The organism is Streptomyces sp. NPDC093544, assembly GCF_040683495.1.
Lineage (GTDB): Bacteria > Actinomycetota > Actinomycetes > Streptomycetales > Streptomycetaceae > Streptomyces.
The window spans coordinates 57706-76407 of sequence record NZ_JBFBEA010000025.1 but is presented as its reverse complement, the minus strand read 5'-3'; the positions used below and the strand labels follow the sequence as shown (position 1 = coordinate 76407).

General features: G+C 68.2%; 16 protein-coding genes. All 16 read right to left on the bottom strand.

Going from position 1 to position 18702, the window contains the following annotated elements:
• Positions 1–54: 54 nt before the first annotated feature.
• On the bottom strand, positions 55–1119 hold the full coding sequence (locus AB0N66_RS32415; protein ID WP_365441747.1) for a hypothetical protein: 1065 nt from the start codon (positions 1117–1119) through the stop codon (positions 55–57).
• Positions 1120–1312: 193 nt separating this feature from the next.
• Positions 1313–1957, bottom strand: coding sequence for a hypothetical protein (locus AB0N66_RS32410; protein ID WP_365441745.1), 645 nt, complete (start codon positions 1955–1957; stop codon positions 1313–1315).
• A 139-nt stretch (positions 1958–2096) separates the two neighbouring features.
• Positions 2097–3383: a glutamate-5-semialdehyde dehydrogenase gene (locus AB0N66_RS32405; RefSeq protein WP_365441743.1), complete on the bottom strand. Its 1287-nt coding sequence runs from the start codon at positions 3381–3383 to the stop codon at positions 2097–2099.
• A 73-nt stretch (positions 3384–3456) separates the two neighbouring features.
• Positions 3457–3915, bottom strand: coding sequence for a hypothetical protein (locus AB0N66_RS32400; protein ID WP_365441819.1), 459 nt, complete (start codon positions 3913–3915; stop codon positions 3457–3459).
• Between the two features lie 208 nt (positions 3916–4123).
• On the bottom strand, positions 4124–5230 hold the full coding sequence (gene proB / locus AB0N66_RS32395) for a glutamate 5-kinase (RefSeq protein WP_365441741.1): 1107 nt from the start codon (positions 5228–5230) through the stop codon (positions 4124–4126).
• A gap of 246 nt (positions 5231–5476) precedes the next feature.
• On the bottom strand, positions 5477–7645 hold the full coding sequence (locus AB0N66_RS32390; protein WP_365441739.1) for a hypothetical protein: 2169 nt from the start codon (positions 7643–7645) through the stop codon (positions 5477–5479).
• 139 nt (positions 7646–7784) lie between these two features.
• On the bottom strand, positions 7785–9284 hold the full coding sequence (locus AB0N66_RS32385; protein WP_365441737.1) for a bifunctional cytidylyltransferase/SDR family oxidoreductase: 1500 nt from the start codon (positions 9282–9284) through the stop codon (positions 7785–7787).
• A 613-nt stretch (positions 9285–9897) separates the two neighbouring features.
• A complete protein-coding gene (gene obgE / locus AB0N66_RS32380) occupies positions 9898–11334 on the bottom strand; it encodes a GTPase ObgE (protein ID WP_365441735.1) in 1437 nt (478 codons plus the stop codon).
• 136 nt (positions 11335–11470) lie between these two features.
• Positions 11471–11725 carry a 50S ribosomal protein L27 gene (gene rpmA, locus AB0N66_RS32375; RefSeq protein WP_028802588.1) on the bottom strand — a complete coding sequence of 85 codons (255 nt, stop codon included), beginning with the start codon at positions 11723–11725 and terminating at the stop codon, positions 11471–11473.
• 14 nt (positions 11726–11739) lie between these two features.
• A complete protein-coding gene (gene rplU / locus AB0N66_RS32370) occupies positions 11740–12060 on the bottom strand; it encodes a 50S ribosomal protein L21 (protein WP_081221565.1) in 321 nt (106 codons plus the stop codon).
• 437 nt (positions 12061–12497) lie between these two features.
• Positions 12498–13292, bottom strand: coding sequence for a class I SAM-dependent methyltransferase (locus tag AB0N66_RS32365; protein WP_365441732.1), 795 nt, complete (start codon positions 13290–13292; stop codon positions 12498–12500).
• 96 nt (positions 13293–13388) lie between these two features.
• Positions 13389–13985: a dTDP-4-dehydrorhamnose 3,5-epimerase gene (gene rfbC, locus AB0N66_RS32360; RefSeq protein ID WP_365441730.1), complete on the bottom strand. Its 597-nt coding sequence runs from the start codon at positions 13983–13985 to the stop codon at positions 13389–13391.
• A 20-nt stretch (positions 13986–14005) separates the two neighbouring features.
• On the bottom strand, positions 14006–15598 hold the full coding sequence (locus AB0N66_RS32355; protein ID WP_365441728.1) for a glycosyltransferase family A protein: 1593 nt from the start codon (positions 15596–15598) through the stop codon (positions 14006–14008).
• The gene (rfbD, locus tag AB0N66_RS32350; RefSeq protein WP_365441726.1) at positions 15595–16494 is read right to left on the bottom strand and encodes a dTDP-4-dehydrorhamnose reductase; all 900 of its coding nucleotides are present in this window, start codon (positions 16492–16494) and stop codon (positions 15595–15597) included. The genes AB0N66_RS32355 and rfbD overlap by 4 nt, the downstream gene beginning before the upstream one ends.
• Complete coding sequence (gene rfbB, locus AB0N66_RS32345) at positions 16491–17477, bottom strand: dTDP-glucose 4,6-dehydratase (protein ID WP_326723132.1); 987 nt, start codon at positions 17475–17477, stop codon at positions 16491–16493. Before rfbB ends, rfbD begins: the two co-directional genes overlap by 4 nt.
• Positions 17474–18541 (bottom strand): glucose-1-phosphate thymidylyltransferase, encoded by a 1068-nt coding sequence (locus AB0N66_RS32340; protein ID WP_365441724.1) that lies wholly within the window; start codon positions 18539–18541, stop codon positions 17474–17476. The genes rfbB and AB0N66_RS32340 overlap by 4 nt, the downstream gene beginning before the upstream one ends.
• Positions 18542–18702: the final 161 nt, after the last annotated feature.

Genomic DNA, 18702 nt, shown 5'->3' with positions numbered 1-18702 from the left:
CCCCACAGGGCACCCAAGAGCTCCCGTGGAGCTCCCAAGAGCTCGGACCCCGGCTCAGACCTTCGGCTGCGCGCTCGTCGCCAGCGATCCGCACAGCGCCGTGGCGCTGCCGGTCGCGTACGGGTCCGTACCGGCCGGGCCGCCCGCCTTCGCCGTCTGCCCCGCGAGCAGCGGGCGCAGCTGGTCGACCGAGTCCTCGGAGCAGGCGAGCGGTCCGGCCTGGACGTAGGAGACGACCAGCTCGGCCTGGTGCATGCGCAGGTCGTCGCGGTCGAAGCGGAAGTGCAGCTCGCGCCGGACGGTGAAGAGTGAGGCGTCCGCCTTCTCGTCCGAGCCCGCCGGCTTCAGTGCGTACACGAAGGTGTGGTCGGCGATGACCTCCAGGGTGCTCGAGTCGAACTCGGCGGCCTGGAGAGAGCCCTGCACGCGGATCTTGGGGTCGGCGAGCTGGACGCTCGGGTCGAAGCGGACCAGCCAGCCGGTGGGGGCGTGCCGTCCGTCGGCGGTCGGGTGGTCGAAGCTCTGGTCGAACTGGTCGAGTTGCTGCGGGTCGAGCAGGATCCGTACCGGCCGGGTGGTGGTGCCCGTGAGTACCTCAGGGTCCAGGGAGGACTCGACGAGGTAGTCCTTGACGGTGGTCAGGGCGGTGACGACCTGGCTGTCGGAGAAGTGGGCGGTGCGCCGTGAGGCGGGCAGCGTGATGCCCTCGGCGCCCACGCGGAACTGGGCGGCCGGGCTGTTCGCGTACAGATCCTCGGGGCGCGTAGCGCCGGGGACGGCGGTCTGTGGCGCGAGCGGGATCACCGTCATCCGCAGTGGCTCGGGGGGTTGGGCGACGGGGGTCTGGTACGGGTGGCGTACGCCCATGTAGATCGCGGTTCCGAAGGCGACGGCGATCAGCAGGACGAGGATCAGCGCCTGCCGGGAGAGGCCGCGACGGCGGGGCGGGCGGCGGCGTACGGCCGGGGCGTGGTCGGCGATGCGCTCCTGCGCGGAGAACTCCTGGAGGCGGGCAGCACGGACGAACGACTCGTCGAAAACGACGGATCGGTACTCGTCCTCTCCACCTGCGGCAGCACCCTCGGGTGTCCCCTCAGGTGGGTCTTCAGGCCCGCCCATACATTCAGAGTAGGTCGCAGGGGGCTCAGGTAAACGCCCTGCTACACGACAAGTTCTGACAGGTTCTCACCAGAGTCGTCCCGGCGTTAGCCCCGGGTTCGCTCTAGGTCAGCCCCCCGCTCCGCCCTCGATCCGCCCCCGGTGCGCCCTGGTGATCACATCAGGTCCACCCTCACTGATCACACCAGCTTCGTCACGGTGTGCGAGGGACCGCCGACACCGCCGGCTGGGAATAGTCGGCCGAAGCGGAAGGACTACTGCCGGTGACCTTGTCCAGGCCCTGTTCAAGGCCCGTCGAGGCGGGCGCAGGGACCTGCTCCTGGCGGTTCGAGGACGACGCTCCCCGGTAGACCGCAGTGAAAGCCAGCGCGACCATGCCGATGCCCATCACAAGGGCGAGCATCCAGGCGACGGGGCGCTGCCAGCGGGTGTGCTTGCCGTAGGCCCTGCCGTACGTGCCCGGCGCGCCGTAGCGACGCTCCAGGGCCTCGGTGTCGTCCAGGTCGTCCAGATCCGGGTCATGGCCGAATTCGCCACGGCCGTCGGGGCCGAACCCGTCCTCATAGCGCTCGTCGTCGCCGCGTGCGCCCCGGGTGTGCGCCCGGCGCGCCTCGGCCTCGGAGGCCTCCGCACGGGCCTGCGCGGCCGCCAGCAGCCGCTCCACGGCGGTCGGCTCATGGATCGCGGCTGCCCGTACGAAGTCCTCGTCGAAGACCACGGAGGCGAACTCTTCGTCCGCACCCCCGCGGTCGCGGTCGTCGTCGGGCTCCCAGCCGTCGGGAAACGGCGAGCCCCCCACGTCCTCCGGCACGATTCCAGAGTAGACCTGGGGGGTCATTTTGGGCAGACGGTATGGAAATTCATCCACCTGGCGAGACGCGTCTCACGCGCCGCGCGCCCCGCCCCCACGCCGGACGCGCCACCGGCCGCGCCCATGAACAGACCCGTCGACGCACCCGCCGAACCCGTACGCCGCCTCAGCGCCGAATGTGTCCGTCCCCCGTGACGATGTACTTCGTGCTCGTCAGCTCCGGCAGCCCCATCGGCCCCCGCGCGTGCAGCTTCTGCGTGGAAATACCGATCTCGGCGCCGAAGCCGAACTGGCCGCCATCGGTGAAGCGGGTCGACGCGTTGACCGCGACCGTCGTGGAATCGACCAACTGGGTGAAGCGGCGGGCCGCCTGCTGCGAGGTGGTGACGATGGCCTCGGTGTGGCCGGAGCTCCACAGCCGGATGTGCGTCACGGCCCGGTCGAGCGAGTCCACGACGGCCGCGGCGATGTCGTACGACAGGTACTCGGTGTCCCAGTCCTCGGCCGTGGCCTCCACGACGGTGGCCCTGGAGCCCTTGGCGTACGCGAGGACGCGCTCGTCGGCGTGCACGGTGACCCCGGCGTCCGCGAGGGCGTCCAGAGCCCGCGGCAGGAACTCAGGGGCGATGTCCTGGTGGACCAGGAGCGTCTCGGCGGAGTTGCACACGCTGGGCCGCTGCGCCTTGGAGTTGATCAGGATGGCGATCGCCATGTCGAGGTCGGCGTGCGCGTCGACGTACACATGGCAGTTGCCGGTGCCGGTCTCGATGACCGGGACGGTTGATTCCTGGACGACCGTGCGGATCAGCGAGGCGCCGCCGCGCGGGATGAGGACGTCCACCAGGCCGCGGGCGCGCATCAGCTCACGTACGGACTCGCGGCCCTCGCCGGGGACGAGCTGGATGGCGTCGGCGGGCAGCCCGGCGCCGCCGACGGCGTCGCGCAGGACGCGGACCAGGGCGGTGTTCGACTCGAACGCCGAGGACGAACCGCGCAGCAGCACGGCGTTGCCGGACTTCAGGCAGAGGGCGGCCGCGTCGACCGTCACGTTCGGGCGGGCCTCGTAGATGATCCCGACGACGCCGAGCGGGACGCGGACCTGGCGCAGGTCGATGCCGTTCGGGAGGGTCGAGCCGCGGACGACCTCGCCGACCGGGTCGGGCAGCGCCACGACGTCGCGGACGTCCGAGGCGATCGCGCGGACGCGCTCGGGCGTGAGCGTGAGCCGGTCGATGACGGTCTCGCTGGTGCCGGCTTCGCGGGCGCGCGCGATGTCCTTGGCGTTGGCGGCGACGATCTCGCTCGTACGGACCTCCAGCGCGTCCGCGATCGCGAGCAGCGCGTCGTCCTTCTCGGCACGCGGCAGGGGCGCGAGGTCGGCGGCGGCGGACTTCGCGCGGTAGGCGGCCTGGGTGACCGGAGACATCGAGTCGTACGGCGAAAGCGTGGTCATGTCGGCAGCGTAATGCTCCGAACGGGTCTGTTCAGCCCATGTCCCAAACCCCGAGACACACGGTGAAGATGACTCAAAAGGGATGAACACCGACAGGTGTGGCCGGCAGTGGTCCGTAGCCCTCCGCGATCCGCTGGTGGTAGGTCTCGCGGTCGATGACCTCCAGGCCGACGATCTCCCAGGGCGGCAGCTTGGCGGTCTGCCGGTGCTCGCCCCACAGGCGCAGCGCGACGGCCGCCGCGTCGTGCAGGTCGCGGGCCTCTTCCCAGTAGCGGATCTCGGCGTGGTCGTTGGCGTACCGGCTGGTCAGCAGAAAGGGGTGGTCGTGGGCGAGCTGTTCGAGGCCGCGCCTGACCTCCTTCAGCGGTGCCTCGTCACCCGAGACGCTCAGCGTGACGTGCCACAGCCGGGGCTGGTCAGCCGGCTTCTCGCTCTCGTACGTGTCTCCGGCCGCGACGCTCGTCAGCGCGCGCTCCTCACCCACCGCACGGGAGGCGGCACCACCGCGGGACGCCGCCGCCCCAGGGCGCACTCGTCTCACGACGGCCTCCTTTACGCAGTGGTGGTGATGAATCTCGGGGTCCCCCTGCAACAAAGTTGAGCAGGTGGGGCGCCGTCGCGTGGCGGTTTTACTGAACGTCCCCCGGCGGGGGACGGGCTTTCGGACGTTTATGGGGCAACTCCACGACAACTGCACGTGCGGGTGCACGAGGTCCCGCACGTGCGGGACCTCGAAATACCTACCGCTGGAGCAGGACGAGAGCGTCCCTGTGGACGACTTCACGTTCGTACGCGGGTCCCAGCTCGCGCGCCAGTTCTCTGGTCGAGCGTCCGATGAGCTGGGGGATCTCCTTGGCGTCGAAGTTCACGATCCCCCGCGCGACGGCCCGCCCCGTGCTGTCGCGCAGTTCGACGGGGTCACCCGCGGTGAACTCGCCCTCGACGGACGCGATACCCGCGGGCAACAGCGAGGTGCGGCGCTCGACGACCGCGCGCACGGCTCCGTCGTCCAGAGTGAGCGCGCCCTGTGGGGTCGAGGCGTGCTGGAGCCAGAGCAGCCGGTCGGCGGAGCGCCGGCCGGTGGTGTGGAAGTACGTGCCGGTGTCCCGTCCCGCGAGGGCGTCGGCGGCGTGCACGGCGCTGGTCAGCACCACCGGGATGCCCGCGCCGGTCGCGATCCTGGCCGCCTCGACCTTGGTGACCATGCCACCGGTGCCGACGCCGGCCTTGCTCGCGCTGCCGATGTCGATGCCGTCGAGATCGGCGGGCCCGTGTACTTCAGCGATCCGCGACGTACCGGGTTTGCTGGGATCGCCGTCGTACACGCCGTCCACGTCGGAGAGCAGGACGAGCAGGTCGGCTCGTACGAGATGGGCGACGAGAGCGGCGAGACGGTCGTTGTCTCCGAAGCGGATCTCGTCCGTGGCGACGGTGTCGTTCTCGTTGACGATCGGCAGGGCGCCCATCGCGAGGAGCTTGTCGAGGGTGCGGGAGGCGTTGCGGTGGTGGGCGCGGCGGCTGGTGTCGTCGGAAGTGAGGAGCACCTGTCCGACGCGGATGCCGTGGCGGGCGCAGGAGGCGGTGTAGCGGGCGACCAGGAGGCCCTGGCCGACACTGGCCGCTGCCTGCTGCCGGGCGAGGTCCGTGGGGCGGCGGCGCAGCCCGAGCGGGGCGAGCCCGGCGGCGATGGCGCCGGAGGAGACGAGGACGACTTCCCGCTCGCCGCCGCTGCGTACCTTGGCCAGTACGTCGACGAGGGCGTCGACCCGGTCCGCGTCGAGGCCGCCCGCGGCGGTGGTCAGCGACGAGGACCCCACCTTGACGACGATCCGGTGAGCCTGCGCCACGGCCTGCCTTGCCCCTGCCACCTGCGTGCATCCCCTCGCGTTCGGTCCGGCTGCCCCGCCCGGCAATTTACGCGAAGGGGACCGGGCGTCGCGCATCGGTCCACTTCCCGGACAGGGATCTTGTGCACGTTTGCTCAGCTATCAGCCCATACACGCATTTTCTCCATGTAGACATGCAGAAGGGCCCGGCTCCCGAGCGAAATTCTCGGGAGCCGAGCCCTGAAGCAGGTCAGGGGGTGACCGCGATCAGCCGTTGACCGCCGCCTCGCCGGTCTCGCCGGTCGACCCCCGGCCGGGAAGCGCGCTCGCCAGGTCCACAGTGGCGGGCGAGGCGTCCGGGGAGGAAGGGTCCGGAGCCGGGGCGCCCGGAGCCGAGACCTCCTCGGCCGAAGTGCCGGTCTCCTGGCCGAGGTTGCGCGTCTCGGCCTTCTGCGCCAGCTGCCGCACCGCGGAGTTGAACTGGTCGATCGAGGTCGGCTCGTCCGGGCCGAGCAGATACCGCTTCAGCTCCTGGCGTTCGGCGGCCTGCGCGTCGGCCGCCGGGTCACGCACCGCGGCGAGCAACTCGGTCAGTTCGGCAGCCGAGTTGGACAGAATCACGGCGGCACGCACCGCGGTGTTCTGCCGCTTGAACTCCTCGACGCCGAGCTCCGCGGAGTCCGTGACGGCGTAGGGCTTGCCGCTCGCGATGAAGTCGGAGACCACGCTGGAGATGTCGGAGACCATCGCGTCGGAGACGTTGAAGCAGTCGTACAGGCGCGGCTCGGCACCCATGATGACGCGGTGCTCCCAGGTTCCTGCCGAACGCCAGTACGCGTCGTCCCACTCGGCGCGTAGCCGGAGAACCTCGGCGTGCTTGGCCACGTCGACCATGCCGTCGCGGGTGGCCTCGGCCTCGTCGCCCGCCTCGGCGCCGCCGGTCAGTTTGGCGATACGGGCCTCGATGCCGGTCAGCTCGGCCTGGGCCGCGCTCCGGTCCGCACTGTCGGCGGCGAAGCGCGGATCGGCGCCGCGCTCGGCGGCCGCCTTGACGATCAGCGCGACGATCCGCTCGTGCGCGGTCTTGGCCTGCGCGCTGACGGTGCCGGTGAAGGGGTGCGGCTTGTAGAGGACGCGGACCGGAGGGTCGGCGGCGAGCAGTTTCTGCACGATGTTCTTGCCCGCGAGCAGGAGGGAGGTGTTGCCGGGGCTGCCGTCCCAGCCCTCCCAGGTGGGCGCGTACAGGACCGTCGGCATGCCGCCGTCGGCGGATCCCTCCGACACGCCCCGCCAGGTCTGGATCGGCGCCAGCTGCGGGCGACCGACCTCGGCGATGTCCTCGTCACGGACGCCGACGTCGGCGATGGCGTAGCGGTCGCGGCCCGCGCGGCCGGCGGTCCACACCTCGTCGTACGCCTTGCTGAACGGGTTGACACTGGCGAGTTTGTCGCTGTCGCCGTGGCCGATGAAGACGTGCTTCATGGTCGGGACGCGCAGCAGGTGGATGTTCTTGCCGACGTTCGCCGCGTACAGCGCGACGCGCACCGTGGACAGGTCCATGTTCATCAGGTGCACCCCTCCGGGCACACAGACGACCGGCACGGTGGTGGGTGCCATGAGCTCCAGGATGGCGCGTTCGCGGAGGATGATCAGCGGCCGGGTGTCCAGCTGCTCCATCGTCTCCAGCCACATGTTGACCTGGTACGCCGAGTCCTTGGAGCCCGAGAAGTAGAGCACCGTCTCCGGGCGGTACTCGCGCAACCACTTGTCGGCCGCAGCCAGGACCTTGTCCGCGTTCGGCGGGGTGCTCTTTCCGCGGACGTACGGGACCAGCACGATGACGTAGCCGACGGCCAGAACCAGCGTGATGGCGACGCCGACGAGCCCGTACACGGTCGAGTCCATCGCCGCGGCGACCAGCACGCCGACGACCGCGGCCAGGTCGAGGTGGAGCATCTTCTCGGCGGACCGGTCGAGCAGGATGTTGGGGGGCGCGTCCGGGATGCGGATGCGGGAGCCGAGATCGACGTTGCGGGTGGCGACCGGCATCTTGCGGCGCGACCGGATCAGCGTGACCAGCGCGCTGTGCGGGGCCTGGAAGCCGAAGAAGGTCAGGAAGCCCGCGATCGCCGCGTAGAAGACGATGCTGTCGGCCAGGTCCAGGCGCGCCAGGAGCAGCACCAGGAGCAGTTCCCGGATCAGGAACCTGATGGACAGACCGGCACGCACCTTGCCGAGGCGGTTGATCAGATAGCTGCCACGCCGGTGCAGATAGTGGTCCGCCAGATATGTCACGGCGGCCGTGGCCGCGAAGGCGGGGACGCTCGGCAGCAGCGCGGCGAGCATCAGGCAGGGGAAGCCCAGCATCATGAGGGCCGCCGCGGCCAGCTCGGCCGCGCTACCCACCCGGGCAACGCGAATAGCAGTGGAAATCACGGAGAAACCTGCTCTTGAGGGGTGAGTGCCGGTTTGATGTCAAATAAAGAGAGTTTGAAAATTTACGGATTCAGGCCTCTGTGAATGCGCGGAAAACGCACAACCACAGAGGCCTGAATTCTGAAGATCGATTAATTGATTATGCCACGCCGTCCTGACGGTCCAGAACACCGGCCAGCGCCGCCTCGAAACCGGAAGCCCTTCCGGCCGCGGCCGTCGGGTCCTGCTGACGGACGTCGATGACATGCCCGGTGAGCTCGGACAGCAGCACGTCGAGCGAGGTCCGCGCGACGGCCTCGGAGGAGAGCAGCGAACCCGCGGGTTCCTGGCCGAACGCCTTGGTCCGCATGGGGGTCGCGGTGCGCTCGGGGTTGATGCAGTTGACCCGGACACCGTCGCCGGCCCACTCGTCGGACAGCGCCTGGGTGAGGTTGACCATGGCGGCCTTGGTCGAGGAGTAGAGGCTGTACTCGGCACGCCCGCGGGTGTAGCTGCTGGACGTGTAGAGGAGCAGCTGGCCCTTGGTCTCGGCCAGGTACTTGTACGAGGAGCGGGCGATCTGCACCGGCGCCAGATAGTTGACCTTCAGCGCTTCCTCGATGGTCGCGTTGTCCGTCTCGGCGAGCTTGCCGATGCGCAGCACGCCCGCGGTGTTGATGACGTAGTCGATGCGCCCGGTCTCCGCGTACGCCTTGGACAGCGCGTCGTCGACCTCCTCGGGGTTCTCGACGTGCGTTCCGGTGGTCGAGCGGCCCAGCGCGTAAGCCTTGGCGCCGTAGCCCTCGGCGAGCTCGGCTATGTCCTTGCCGATGCCGTACGAACCGCCGAAGACCACGACGGTCTTGCCGGTGAGCAGCTGGCGGTAGGCGGCCTCGTCGGCCTGCTCGGGCGCGGCCGTGGAGGCGAGCTGGAAGAGCTTGTCGGCGATGAAGACGTCGACGGGCTGCGTGACCTTCATGTTGTACTCGTCGCCCGCGACGACGTGGATCGGCACGTCCGGCAGGTACTTGAGTACGACGCTGCAGTCGTCGGTGGCCTGGAAATTGGGATCGTTCGCGGCGACCTCGTAGGCCCGGCGGATGGTGGACAGCTTGAACGCCTGGGGCGTCTGGCCGCGGCGCAGCCGGGAGCGGTCCGGGATCTCGGTGATGAACTCGCCGTCCTCGCCGTGGGTGCGGGTCACGATGATCGTGTCCGCGGACGGGATGGCGACGTCGACGGCCTGGTAGCGCTCCAGGGCGGTGACACAGTCGTCTATGACGCGCTCGGACAGCAGCGGGCGTACGGCGTCGTGGAACAGGACATTCGCGTCCTCTCCCTCGGCCAGGCCCTCACCGAGGGCCGCGATGGCACGCTCGGTGGTCTCGTTCCGCGTCGAGCCGCCCTCGATGATCCTCGTCACCTTGACGAAGCCCGCCTTCGCGACGATCTTCTCGACGTCCGCCACATAGCCCGGGGCCATCAGCACGATGATGTCGTCGATCGAGTCGGCGCCCTCGAAGGTGGCCAGCGTGTGCTCGATGACCGCCTTGCCGGCGATCTTCAGCAGCTGCTTCGGAATCGACAGACCGACGCGCTGACCAGTCCCACCGGCAAGGATCACTGCGGTGGTACGGGGCTTGGCAATGTGCTCAGACACAGGCGACCTACCTTGGGGCAACAGGGAACGTTCGAATGTTCCCACTTTCGGTTACCGCCATGCAAGGCGAGCGATGTCTGCTGCATATGTGCACGCAACCGATTATTCACCTTGCATGCAGGCACCCTCCGAGAACCCGAACCGGATTGTCCGGATTTGCTGTGAGTAACTGCACACGACTCCCGTGCGTCCTTCGCACCGGCGTCGAACGCGGACGCTTCGGCTCAGGTCCGCTCCGGGCACCTGAGGACCCGGCGGGCCAGCACCCGCAGGAGTTCCCCGGATGAGGTCTGGTGAACCGTACGTGCGGGGCCCTGCGCGCGGCTACGGCGGCCGCGGCGGCAAGCGCACCGTACGGATACAGGACCGCGCCGCCGCGCACGAGCTTGGAATACGGCTCGCCCGGGCAGACCATTTCCGCGGAATTCCCCGTTGAGCTTCCGCGGCATTTCGGTCTCGGCCGGCGTGAGGAAACTGCCGACCGTCTCCGGCTCCGGCACCAGAAGACCAGCCAGGACTCGCCGATGAGGAGTTACTGAGGAAAAACCGAAAGCGCCCCGGGACTCAGGTGAGTCCCAGGGCATCGGCGTCCACAGCTCCGGCGGCATCGGGCCTAGAACGGCTCGAAGTCGTCGTACTCCTTCTCCGACTCGTCACGCTCCGCCTGCTTGTCGCGGCGGCGCTGCTCGGCGGGCCGCGGTGCTTCGAGACGGTGGTCCTCGCCGCGGCGGCCGAGCATCTCCGCGCCGGCCATCATCGTGGGCTCCCAGTCGAAGACGACCGCGTTCTCCTCGGGGCCGATGGCGACGCCGTCGCCCGAGCGGGCGCCCGCCTTCATCAGCTCCGTCTCGACGCCGAGGCGGCTGAGGCGGTCGGCGAGATAGCCGACGGCCTCGTCGTTGCTGAAGTCGGTCTGGCGGACCCAGCGTTCGGGCTTCTCGCCGCGGACGCGGTAGAGGCCGTCCTCCTCGCGGGCGACGGTGAAACCGGCGTCGTCGACCGCCTTCGGGCGGATGACGATCCGGGTCGCCTCCTCCGCCGGCTTCGCGGCGCGTCCCTGCGCGACCACGTCGGCGAGCGCGAAGGACAGCTCCTTGAGGCCCATGTGGGCTACGGCGGACACCTCGAAGACGCGGTAGCCGCGCGCCTCCAGCTCGGGCCGCACCATCTCGGCGAGGTCCTTGCCGTCCGGTACGTCGATCTTGTTGAGGACGACCATGCGCGGCCGGTCGCCGAGACCGCCGTATTGCTTCAGCTCCTCCTCGATGGTGTCGAGGTCGGAGACGGGGTCGCGCTCGGACTCCAGGGTCGCCGTGTCCAGGACGTGGACCAGCACGCTGCAGCGCTCGACGTGACGCAGGAACTCCAGACCGAGCCCCTTGCCCTGGCTGGCGCCGGGGATGAGCCCCGGCACGTCGGCGATCGTGTAGACCGTCGAACCGGCCGTCACCACACCGAGGTTGGGCACGAGGGTCGTGAAGGGATAGTCCGCGATCTTCGGCTTGGCGGCGCTCAGCACCGAGATCAGCGAGGACTTGCCCGCGCTCGGGTAGCCGACGAGCGCCACGTCCGCGACGGTCTTCAGCTCCAGGACGATGTCCTGGAGCCCACCGGGCACACCGAGCAGCGCGAAGCCGGGCGCCTTGCGGCGGGCCGAGGACAGCGCCGCGTTGCCGAGGCCACCACGGCCGCCCTCGGCGGCGACGTACGTCGTGCCCTGTCCGACCAGGTCGGCGAGCACGTTGCCCGCCTTGTCCTGGATCACCGTGCCGTCCGGCACCGGCAGGACCAGGTCCTGCCCGTCCTTTCCGGACCGGTTGCCGCCCTCGCCGGGCTTGCCGCTGGTCGCCTTGCGGTGCGGGGAGTGGTGGTAGTCGAGCAGCGTGGTCACGGACTGGTCGACGACCAGGATCACGTCACCGCCGCGCCCGCCGTTGCCGCCGTCCGGGCCTCCGAGCGGCTTGAACTTCTCCCGGTGTACGGAGGCACAGCCGTGACCTCCGCTACCCGCGGCGACATGCAGCTCGACGCGGTCCACGAAGGTGGTCATGGGATGTGCCTCCAGTTACGTACGGAAAGTCTTTTGGACGTCGTGCCCTCTCAGGGCACACACCCATTGAAAACACGCGAAAGGCGGACCCGCTTCCCGTAGAGGAAGTGAGGTCCGCCTCGCGAAAAAGTACCGGTCAGGCGACCGGAACGATGTTCACGACCTTGCGGCCACGGTGGGTACCGAACTCCACCGCACCGGCGTCAAGGGCGAACAGCGTGTCGTCCTTACCACGGCCGACGCCGTTGCCCGGGTGGAAGTGGGTGCCGCGCTGGCGGACCAGGATCTCACCGGCGTTGACGACCTGACCGCCGAAGCGCTTCACGCCGAGCCGCTGAGCATTGGAGTCGCGACCGTTCCGAGTGGACGATGCGCCCTTCTTGTGTGCCATCTCTCCTCAGTCCCTTACTTCGCAGCCGCGGGGATCTCAGTGACCTTGATCGCCGTGTACTGCTGGCGGTGGCCCTGACGACGGCGGTAACCGGTCTTGTTCTTGTACCGAAGGATGTCGATCTTGACGCCCTTGTGGTGGTCCACGATCTCGGCCTGGACCTTGATCCCGGCGAGGACCCACGGGTCGCTCGTCACGGCTTCACCGTCGACAACGAGCAGCGTAGAGAGCTCTACGGTGTCGCCAACCTTGGCGGTGGAAATCTTGTCAACCTCAACGATGTCGCCGACAGCAACCTTGTGCTGGCGACCACCGCTGCGCACGATGGCGTACACGCGGATCTCTCTTTCACTCGGAACCGGACCCCTGACGCCAGCCGCTCACACGGACCCGAGGGCCCGATGATCCGGATTCGGACGAGCGGCCTCCCCTGCTCGAAGAGCAGGAGGTGGGGTGCTCAGGGATGGGTGCGTACGGAGACAACACCGAGGGTCAAGGTTACGGGGCGCCGGTCGGGGGGTCAAACCGGGTCCTGGCAGGGCCGCGGCCCTGCATTTCAGTGACGAAGTCACTTGTAGTACCGGTGTAGCACTGGGGCCCACTCGCACACAGCACTACCCACGGCGTACGGGATCGACCCCTCCGAGAAGGGCAAGGTCGACCTCACGACGGCAATCGTCAGCGCCCCGGCCGAGCAGGTGGAACAGGCTCGGGACTGAACCAGTTGCGTGCCCCTCGGGCCGAACGCCCTCGGCCCGAGGGTCAACCGGTGTCAGCCACCCACCGCTTGGATGCCACGGCGGATGGGCGCGAACGCCGAGCGAGGGCGACGCAGATTGCGGGCCCTGACCAGGGCCGGCCAGAAGTCCGCCTTGAGCAGGTCCTCGCCCTGGACGGCGTTCTTGCGCACCAGGACTTCCTCAGGAACGTCCTGCGGGTCGTCGGTGCGGTACTCCGCGATGATCTTGTCGTAGTTGTCCTTCAGCACGGTGTTGGTCGGATCCGCCCCGAAGACCGCGACGACACCGGTCGGCTTCGTGTCGAGTTCCACCACGACCAGATCGGGGCGGAAGCGCCGTAGCACCTGCGTCACCCTGAACACGTCGCCGGTCCACATCCCGGTGTGCCGGTCGCGGGCCGCCTCGTCGACGTCGCGAGGCAGCATGTCGTCCAGCACGATCACGCTCGACCAGCGCGAGTGCCGCTCGACGTTCATGAAGTCCCGCAGCGCGAACTCGAAGAGGTGCATGCCGTCGATGAACGACAGGTCGAGCCGCGGCTCACCGCCCAGGACGTTCAGCGGATCGCGGCGGGCGAGCGCGCGGAACGGGTTGCGCCCGTTCCGCAGGTGGATCAGCGGGTCCTTCCGGTCGAAGAAGGCGTCGCTCGTAGCCTTGACCAGGTGCACATCGCAGCTGAGCTCGGACGTCACCTTGAATGCAGGATCGATGGCGACCGTGGGGACCCGAGACAGCGTCAGGCTGCGGCCGTCATTGACTCCGATCTCAAGATAGGTGCGGGGTCGATAAACTTTGTGCAGCTGGCGAAGAATTCCGTGCCGATCCACGTAGAACGCGCCTTTCACTGGCAGTTGACGAGAATCCGATCCAACGGAAGCTAGCCGGGAGTTGACCGGCGAGTAAACACCTACCTGCGGGTAACTTCAGCGCTTGTGAAGCTCCGCACGATGGGCGACGCAGTCCTCGTATCTGGGCAGCAGTCCCTGAGCCGCCGCGTCCGCCAACGTCGGCGCAGCGGCATCCTTGTCCGACAGCAGCGGCTGCACGTCCGCCGGCCATTCGATGCCCAGCTCGGGATCGAGTGGATGGATGCCGTGCTCCCGCTTGGGTGCGTAGCCCTCGGAACAGAGGTAGACGACCGTCGCGTCGTCGGTCAGCGCCAGGAAGGCGTGCCCGAGGCCCTCGGACAGGTAGACCGAGGCGTGTGTTTCGTCGTCGAGCCGGACCAGCTCCCACTGCCCGTACGTGGGGGAGCCGACCCGGATGTCGACAATGGCGTCGAGCACGGCGCCGCGTACGCACTTCACGTATTTGGCCTGGCTCGGCGGCACGTCGGCGAAGTGGATACCGCGCAGGGTGCCGCGGCGGGAGACCGAGCAGTTGGCCTGGGCCAGGGACAGGTCATGTCCGGTGCTCGCGCGGAAATCCGATCCGCCGAACCACTCGTGGAAGCTACCGCGCTCGTCCGGAAAGACGTTGGGCTCGTGGAGCCAGGCGCCTTCGATAGAGAGGGCTTTCATGATGTAGCGGGACCTCCGGGTCAGGATGCGAGAACTCGTTTGACCTTCTTGGCGACTTTCCGCCAAGTGGCCTCGTGCCGGTCCGGCTTGTCCGGCACCTTGTGCATATTTCCGCCGATGTCAAGAGCCAGCCGCCCGTCCCGGGTCCAGTAGGGGGCCGCCTGAATATGGTGGCGCTCCGACCGCTCACCGCCGCAGGACAGCAGTTCACTCACCGGGCCGCCCTCGACACGGGCCATCCGGTCGATCCCGAGCAACTGGACATTGACGTGAACGTCGTAAAGCCCCTTGGGGAGCCGACCGCCACATGCGGCGGTGTCAGGGTCGATGCGGAGAGTGCCCTCGATCTCGACAGTTCCGTCAGCGGCGACAGTCACTTTGGATTCGACTTCAGGGAACCAAGCCTGTGCCTTGTTGCGCTGTCGCAGCTGGAAATCGATGGCCGCACGGTTCTCGATGTCCTTGAAGGACCAATCGGGCCCGCCGTCGATCCCATGGACCAGGGCGAGGTCGAGGCCGTAGCCATCGCCCAGCTTCCTGACCTTCACCGTGGCACCGTCCTCGTACCGCAGCCGGGCCCGGAACGGCGCCACCAGCACGCCCTTCCGCCAGCGCACCGGTCCACTGAACTCGACCTCGCTGATGGCGTCACGGTAGCGCCGGGCCACCGTCCGCAGGTCCTCGACCCGGTCGGCCTCGAGCAGTTCGGCGCGGAACCGCCAGAGCGGCGGCAGCCCCTCACGGACGGAATCCGTGTACTCCTCGACCACTACCTTACGAGCCGCCTCGTAATGCCCCATGCTGAAGGGATCGCCGTTCAGGAAACCCTGCGTGGAAGTGTTCCGCAGGACTTCGACCCGGTAGTTACGCGTGAGGAAGGCGTCGCGCGCCGGTCCCGGGGTCGTGTTGGCCTTGACGATCTGAGCGGTCTTGGCGAGCCACGGGTAATAGTCCTCGGGCTCGGTCCGGCTCTTGCTGTTGTTACTGCCGTCGTCGCGCTTGCTCCAGTCGTAGCACACGACATCGCCGACGATCGTGATGCTCTTGGCGAGCGGATAGGCCTTCGCCAGGAACATCTGGTCCTCGAGACGACAGCGCCCTTCCTGGAAGGTGATGTCGTTGTCGAGCAGGAATTCACGCCGGAACATCTTGTGCGGAGTCAGCGTCTCGTACAGTTCGGCGAACTCCGGGCCGGTGCTTTCGATCGACTCCCGGAAAAGGCGAATAGGGCCACGCATATTGCCCTTCACCTTACCGACGACGATGTCGGAGTTGTTCTGCGTCGCCCGGTCGTACATGACCTCCAGCGCCTTCGGGCCCAAGCCGTCGTCCTGGTCGAGGAAATGTACGTACTCGCCGACTGCGTTGGCGACACCGACATTACGGGGACGCCCCGGCCAGCCCGAGTTCGGCATGGAGAGCACCCGGAAATTCTCGGTCTTGTCCGCCACCGACCGGAGCCGCTCCGCGGAATCATCCGTCGAACCGTCGTCGACGAAGATCACCTCGATCTCGTCCTGCGGCAGTGTCTGCTTCAGGATCGAGCCGATCGGCCGCTCGATGTACTCCCCCGCGTTGTAGACCGGGATGATGATGCTGACCTTCACGGTCATGAATTCCCCTCCTGGGGCTCGGCGACCAGCGCGGGCATCGCGGAGCTGAGTCCCTCGGACCAGTCACGTATCGGTTCGATGCCGGCCTGCTGCCAACGGTCGTGACCCAGCACGCTGTACGCGGGCCGGGGCGCGGGGCGGGCAAACGCCGCGCTGGTGGTCGGCCGGACCCGCGCCTCATCGGCGCCGAGCAGCCGGAAGATCTCCCGGGCGAAGCCGAACCAGCTGGTCTCGCCGCTACTGGTGCCGTGATACACACCAGCCGGAGCGGTGCCGGCCAGCGCAGCCTGGCCCAGGAGGACCAGCCGGTCGGCCAGATCCACCGTCCAGGTGGGCTGACCCCGCTGGTCGTCGACGACGTCAAGGGTGTCCTTGACGCCCTCCAGCTTGATCATCGTACGGACGAAATTACCGCCGCCCACGCCGTACAGCCATGCCGTACGGACCACGAAACCGCTGCCGGGAAGCGTCGAGAGGACCGCCTGCTCACCGACCAGCTTGGTGCGGCCGTACGCGCTGCGCGGACCCGTCGGGGCGTCCTCCGCGTACGGCTTCTCGGCGTCGCCGGGGAAGACGTAGTCCGTGGAGACGTGCAGGAGCACGGCGTCCAGCTCACGGCAGGCCTCGGCGAGGTGGCGCGCGCCGTCGCCGTTGATCCGCAGCGCGTCGTCCTCGCGGGTCTCCGCGTCGTCCACGGCCGTCCAGGCGGCGCAGTTGACCACGACGGCCGGGCGGTGCTCCGCGAGGACGGCTCGTACGGCGGTGGGGTCGGTGATGTCCAGGTCGGTGCGGGTGACCGCCACCGCCGGGATGCCGGCGTCCGCGAGCCGGGCCAGGACATCCTGCGCGAGCATCCCGCCCGCGCCGGTCACCAGCCAGTTCCGGGTGTCGCTCACAGGGCCGCCCGCTCCTTCAACGGCTCCCACCACGCCCGGTTCTCGCGGTACCACTGGACGGTCTCCGCGAGCCCCTGCTCGAAGCTCTTGCGCGGGACGTAACCCAGCTCCTCGCGGATCTTCGTGCAGTCGACCGAGTACCGCCGGTCGTGGCCCTTGCGGTCCTCGACGTACTCGACGCTGGTCTCCCAGTCGGCGCCGCACGCCTCGAGCAGCAGCCCGGTGAGTTCCTTGTTGGAGAGCTCGGTGCCGCCGCCGATGTTGTAGACCTCGCCCGCGCGGCCCTTGGTGCGGACCAGGTCGATGCCCTGGACGTGGTCGTCGATGTGCAGCCAGTCGCGGACGTTGCCGCCGTCGCCGTACAGCGGGACCTTCTTGCCGTCGAGAAGGTTGGTGACGAAGAGCGGGATGACCTTCTCGGGGAAGTGGTGGTGACCGTAGTTGTTCGAGCAGCGGGTGACGCGGACGTCCAGGCCGTGGGTGCGGTGGTAGGACAGCGCGATCAGGTCGCTGGAGGCCTTCGCCGAGGAGTAGGGCGAGTTGGGCTCCAGCGGGTGCGTCTCGGGCCAGGATCCCTCGTCGATCGAGCCGTAGACCTCGTCGGTGGAGATGTGCACGAAGGTCTTGATGCCGGCCCGGTGCGCCGCGTCGATGAGCGTGTGGGTACCGACCACGTTCGTACGGACGAACTCGGCGCCGCCGTCGATGGAACGGTCGACGTGCGACTCGGCGGCGAAGTGCACGACCTCGTCGTGCTCGGCCATCAGCTTGCCGACCAGCTCGGGGTCGCAGATGTCGCCCTGCACGAAGGCGAACCCGGGGTGCTCGCGCACCTCGTCGAGGTTGGCCGGGTTGCCCGCGTACGTCAGCTTGTCCAGGACGGTGATCGAGACATCACCGGGACCCTGCGGGCCGAGCAGCGTACGGACGTAGTGGGAGCCGATGAAACCGGCGCCGCCGGTCACCAGGATCTTGGTCGTCATGAAGAGATCTGCACCTTGCTGTGATCACCGAGCACGAGCCGGTGAGCGGCGGGATTACGGGGGGCCGGCGTGACTTCGACATCACGCCCGATCAGCGAGGCCTCGACCCGGCGCACGCCGGTGATGGAGGAGCCGCGCAGCACGATGGAGTACTCGATCTCGCTGTCCTCGATCCGGCAGTCCTCGGAGACGGAGGTGAACGGACCGATGTACGCGTCGCTCACCACTGTGCCGGCGCCGATGATCGCGGGTCCGACGATCCGGCTGCCGCTGACACGGGCACCCGCTTCGATGCGCACCCGGCCGATGATCTCACTGTCCTCGTCCACCGTGCCCGCGTTCAGCGGCTCCACGGTCTCCAGGACGGACCGGTTGACTTCCAGCATGTCGGTGACGTTGCCGGTGTCCTTCCAGTAGCCGGAGATCGTGGTGGAGCGGACGTCACGCTTCTCGTCGATCAGCCACTGGATGGCGTGCGTGATCTCCAGCTCGCCGCGCCAGGAGGGCTCGATGGAGCGGACGGCCTCGTGTATGGCCGAGGTGAACAGGTACACGCCGACGAGCGCCAGATCGCTCTTCGGCTTCTTCGGCTTCTCCTCAAGGCCCACCACCAGGCCGTCGCCGTCGAGCTCGGCGACACCGAAGGAGGTGGGGTTGGGGACCCTGGTCAGCAGGATCTGCGCGTCGGGCCGGTCGGCCCGGAACTCCTCGACCAGACCACTGATTCCACCGACGATGAAGTTGTCGCCGAGGTACATGACGAAGTCGTCGTCGCCGAGGAAGTCCTGCGCGATGAGTACGGCGTGGGCGAGGCCCAACGGCGCGTCCTGCGGAATGTAGGTGACCTTGATCCCGAACTGGGATCCGTCGCCCACCGCCTCGCGGATCTCGTCCGCGGTGTCTCCGACGACGATTCCGACCTCGCTGACGCCGGCTTCGGCGATCGCCTCCAGGCCGTAGAAGAGCACGGGCTTGTTCGCGACCGGTACCAGCTGCTTGGCCGAGGTGTGCGTGATCGGGCGGAGGCGGGTGCCCGCTCCCCCGGAGAGCACGAGAGCCTTCACGTATTGCCCCTAGATACTTTGTTCATACGGGATGGATATCCCATTTTTTCTTAGTTTGACGTCAATCTCGCTCCTCATCTTAGCCCGACCGTGCATTACTGATTCACACGTCGTTCACCTATGCGATTTGCGGATGACGGCTCGTAGGGGTGTGCACAACG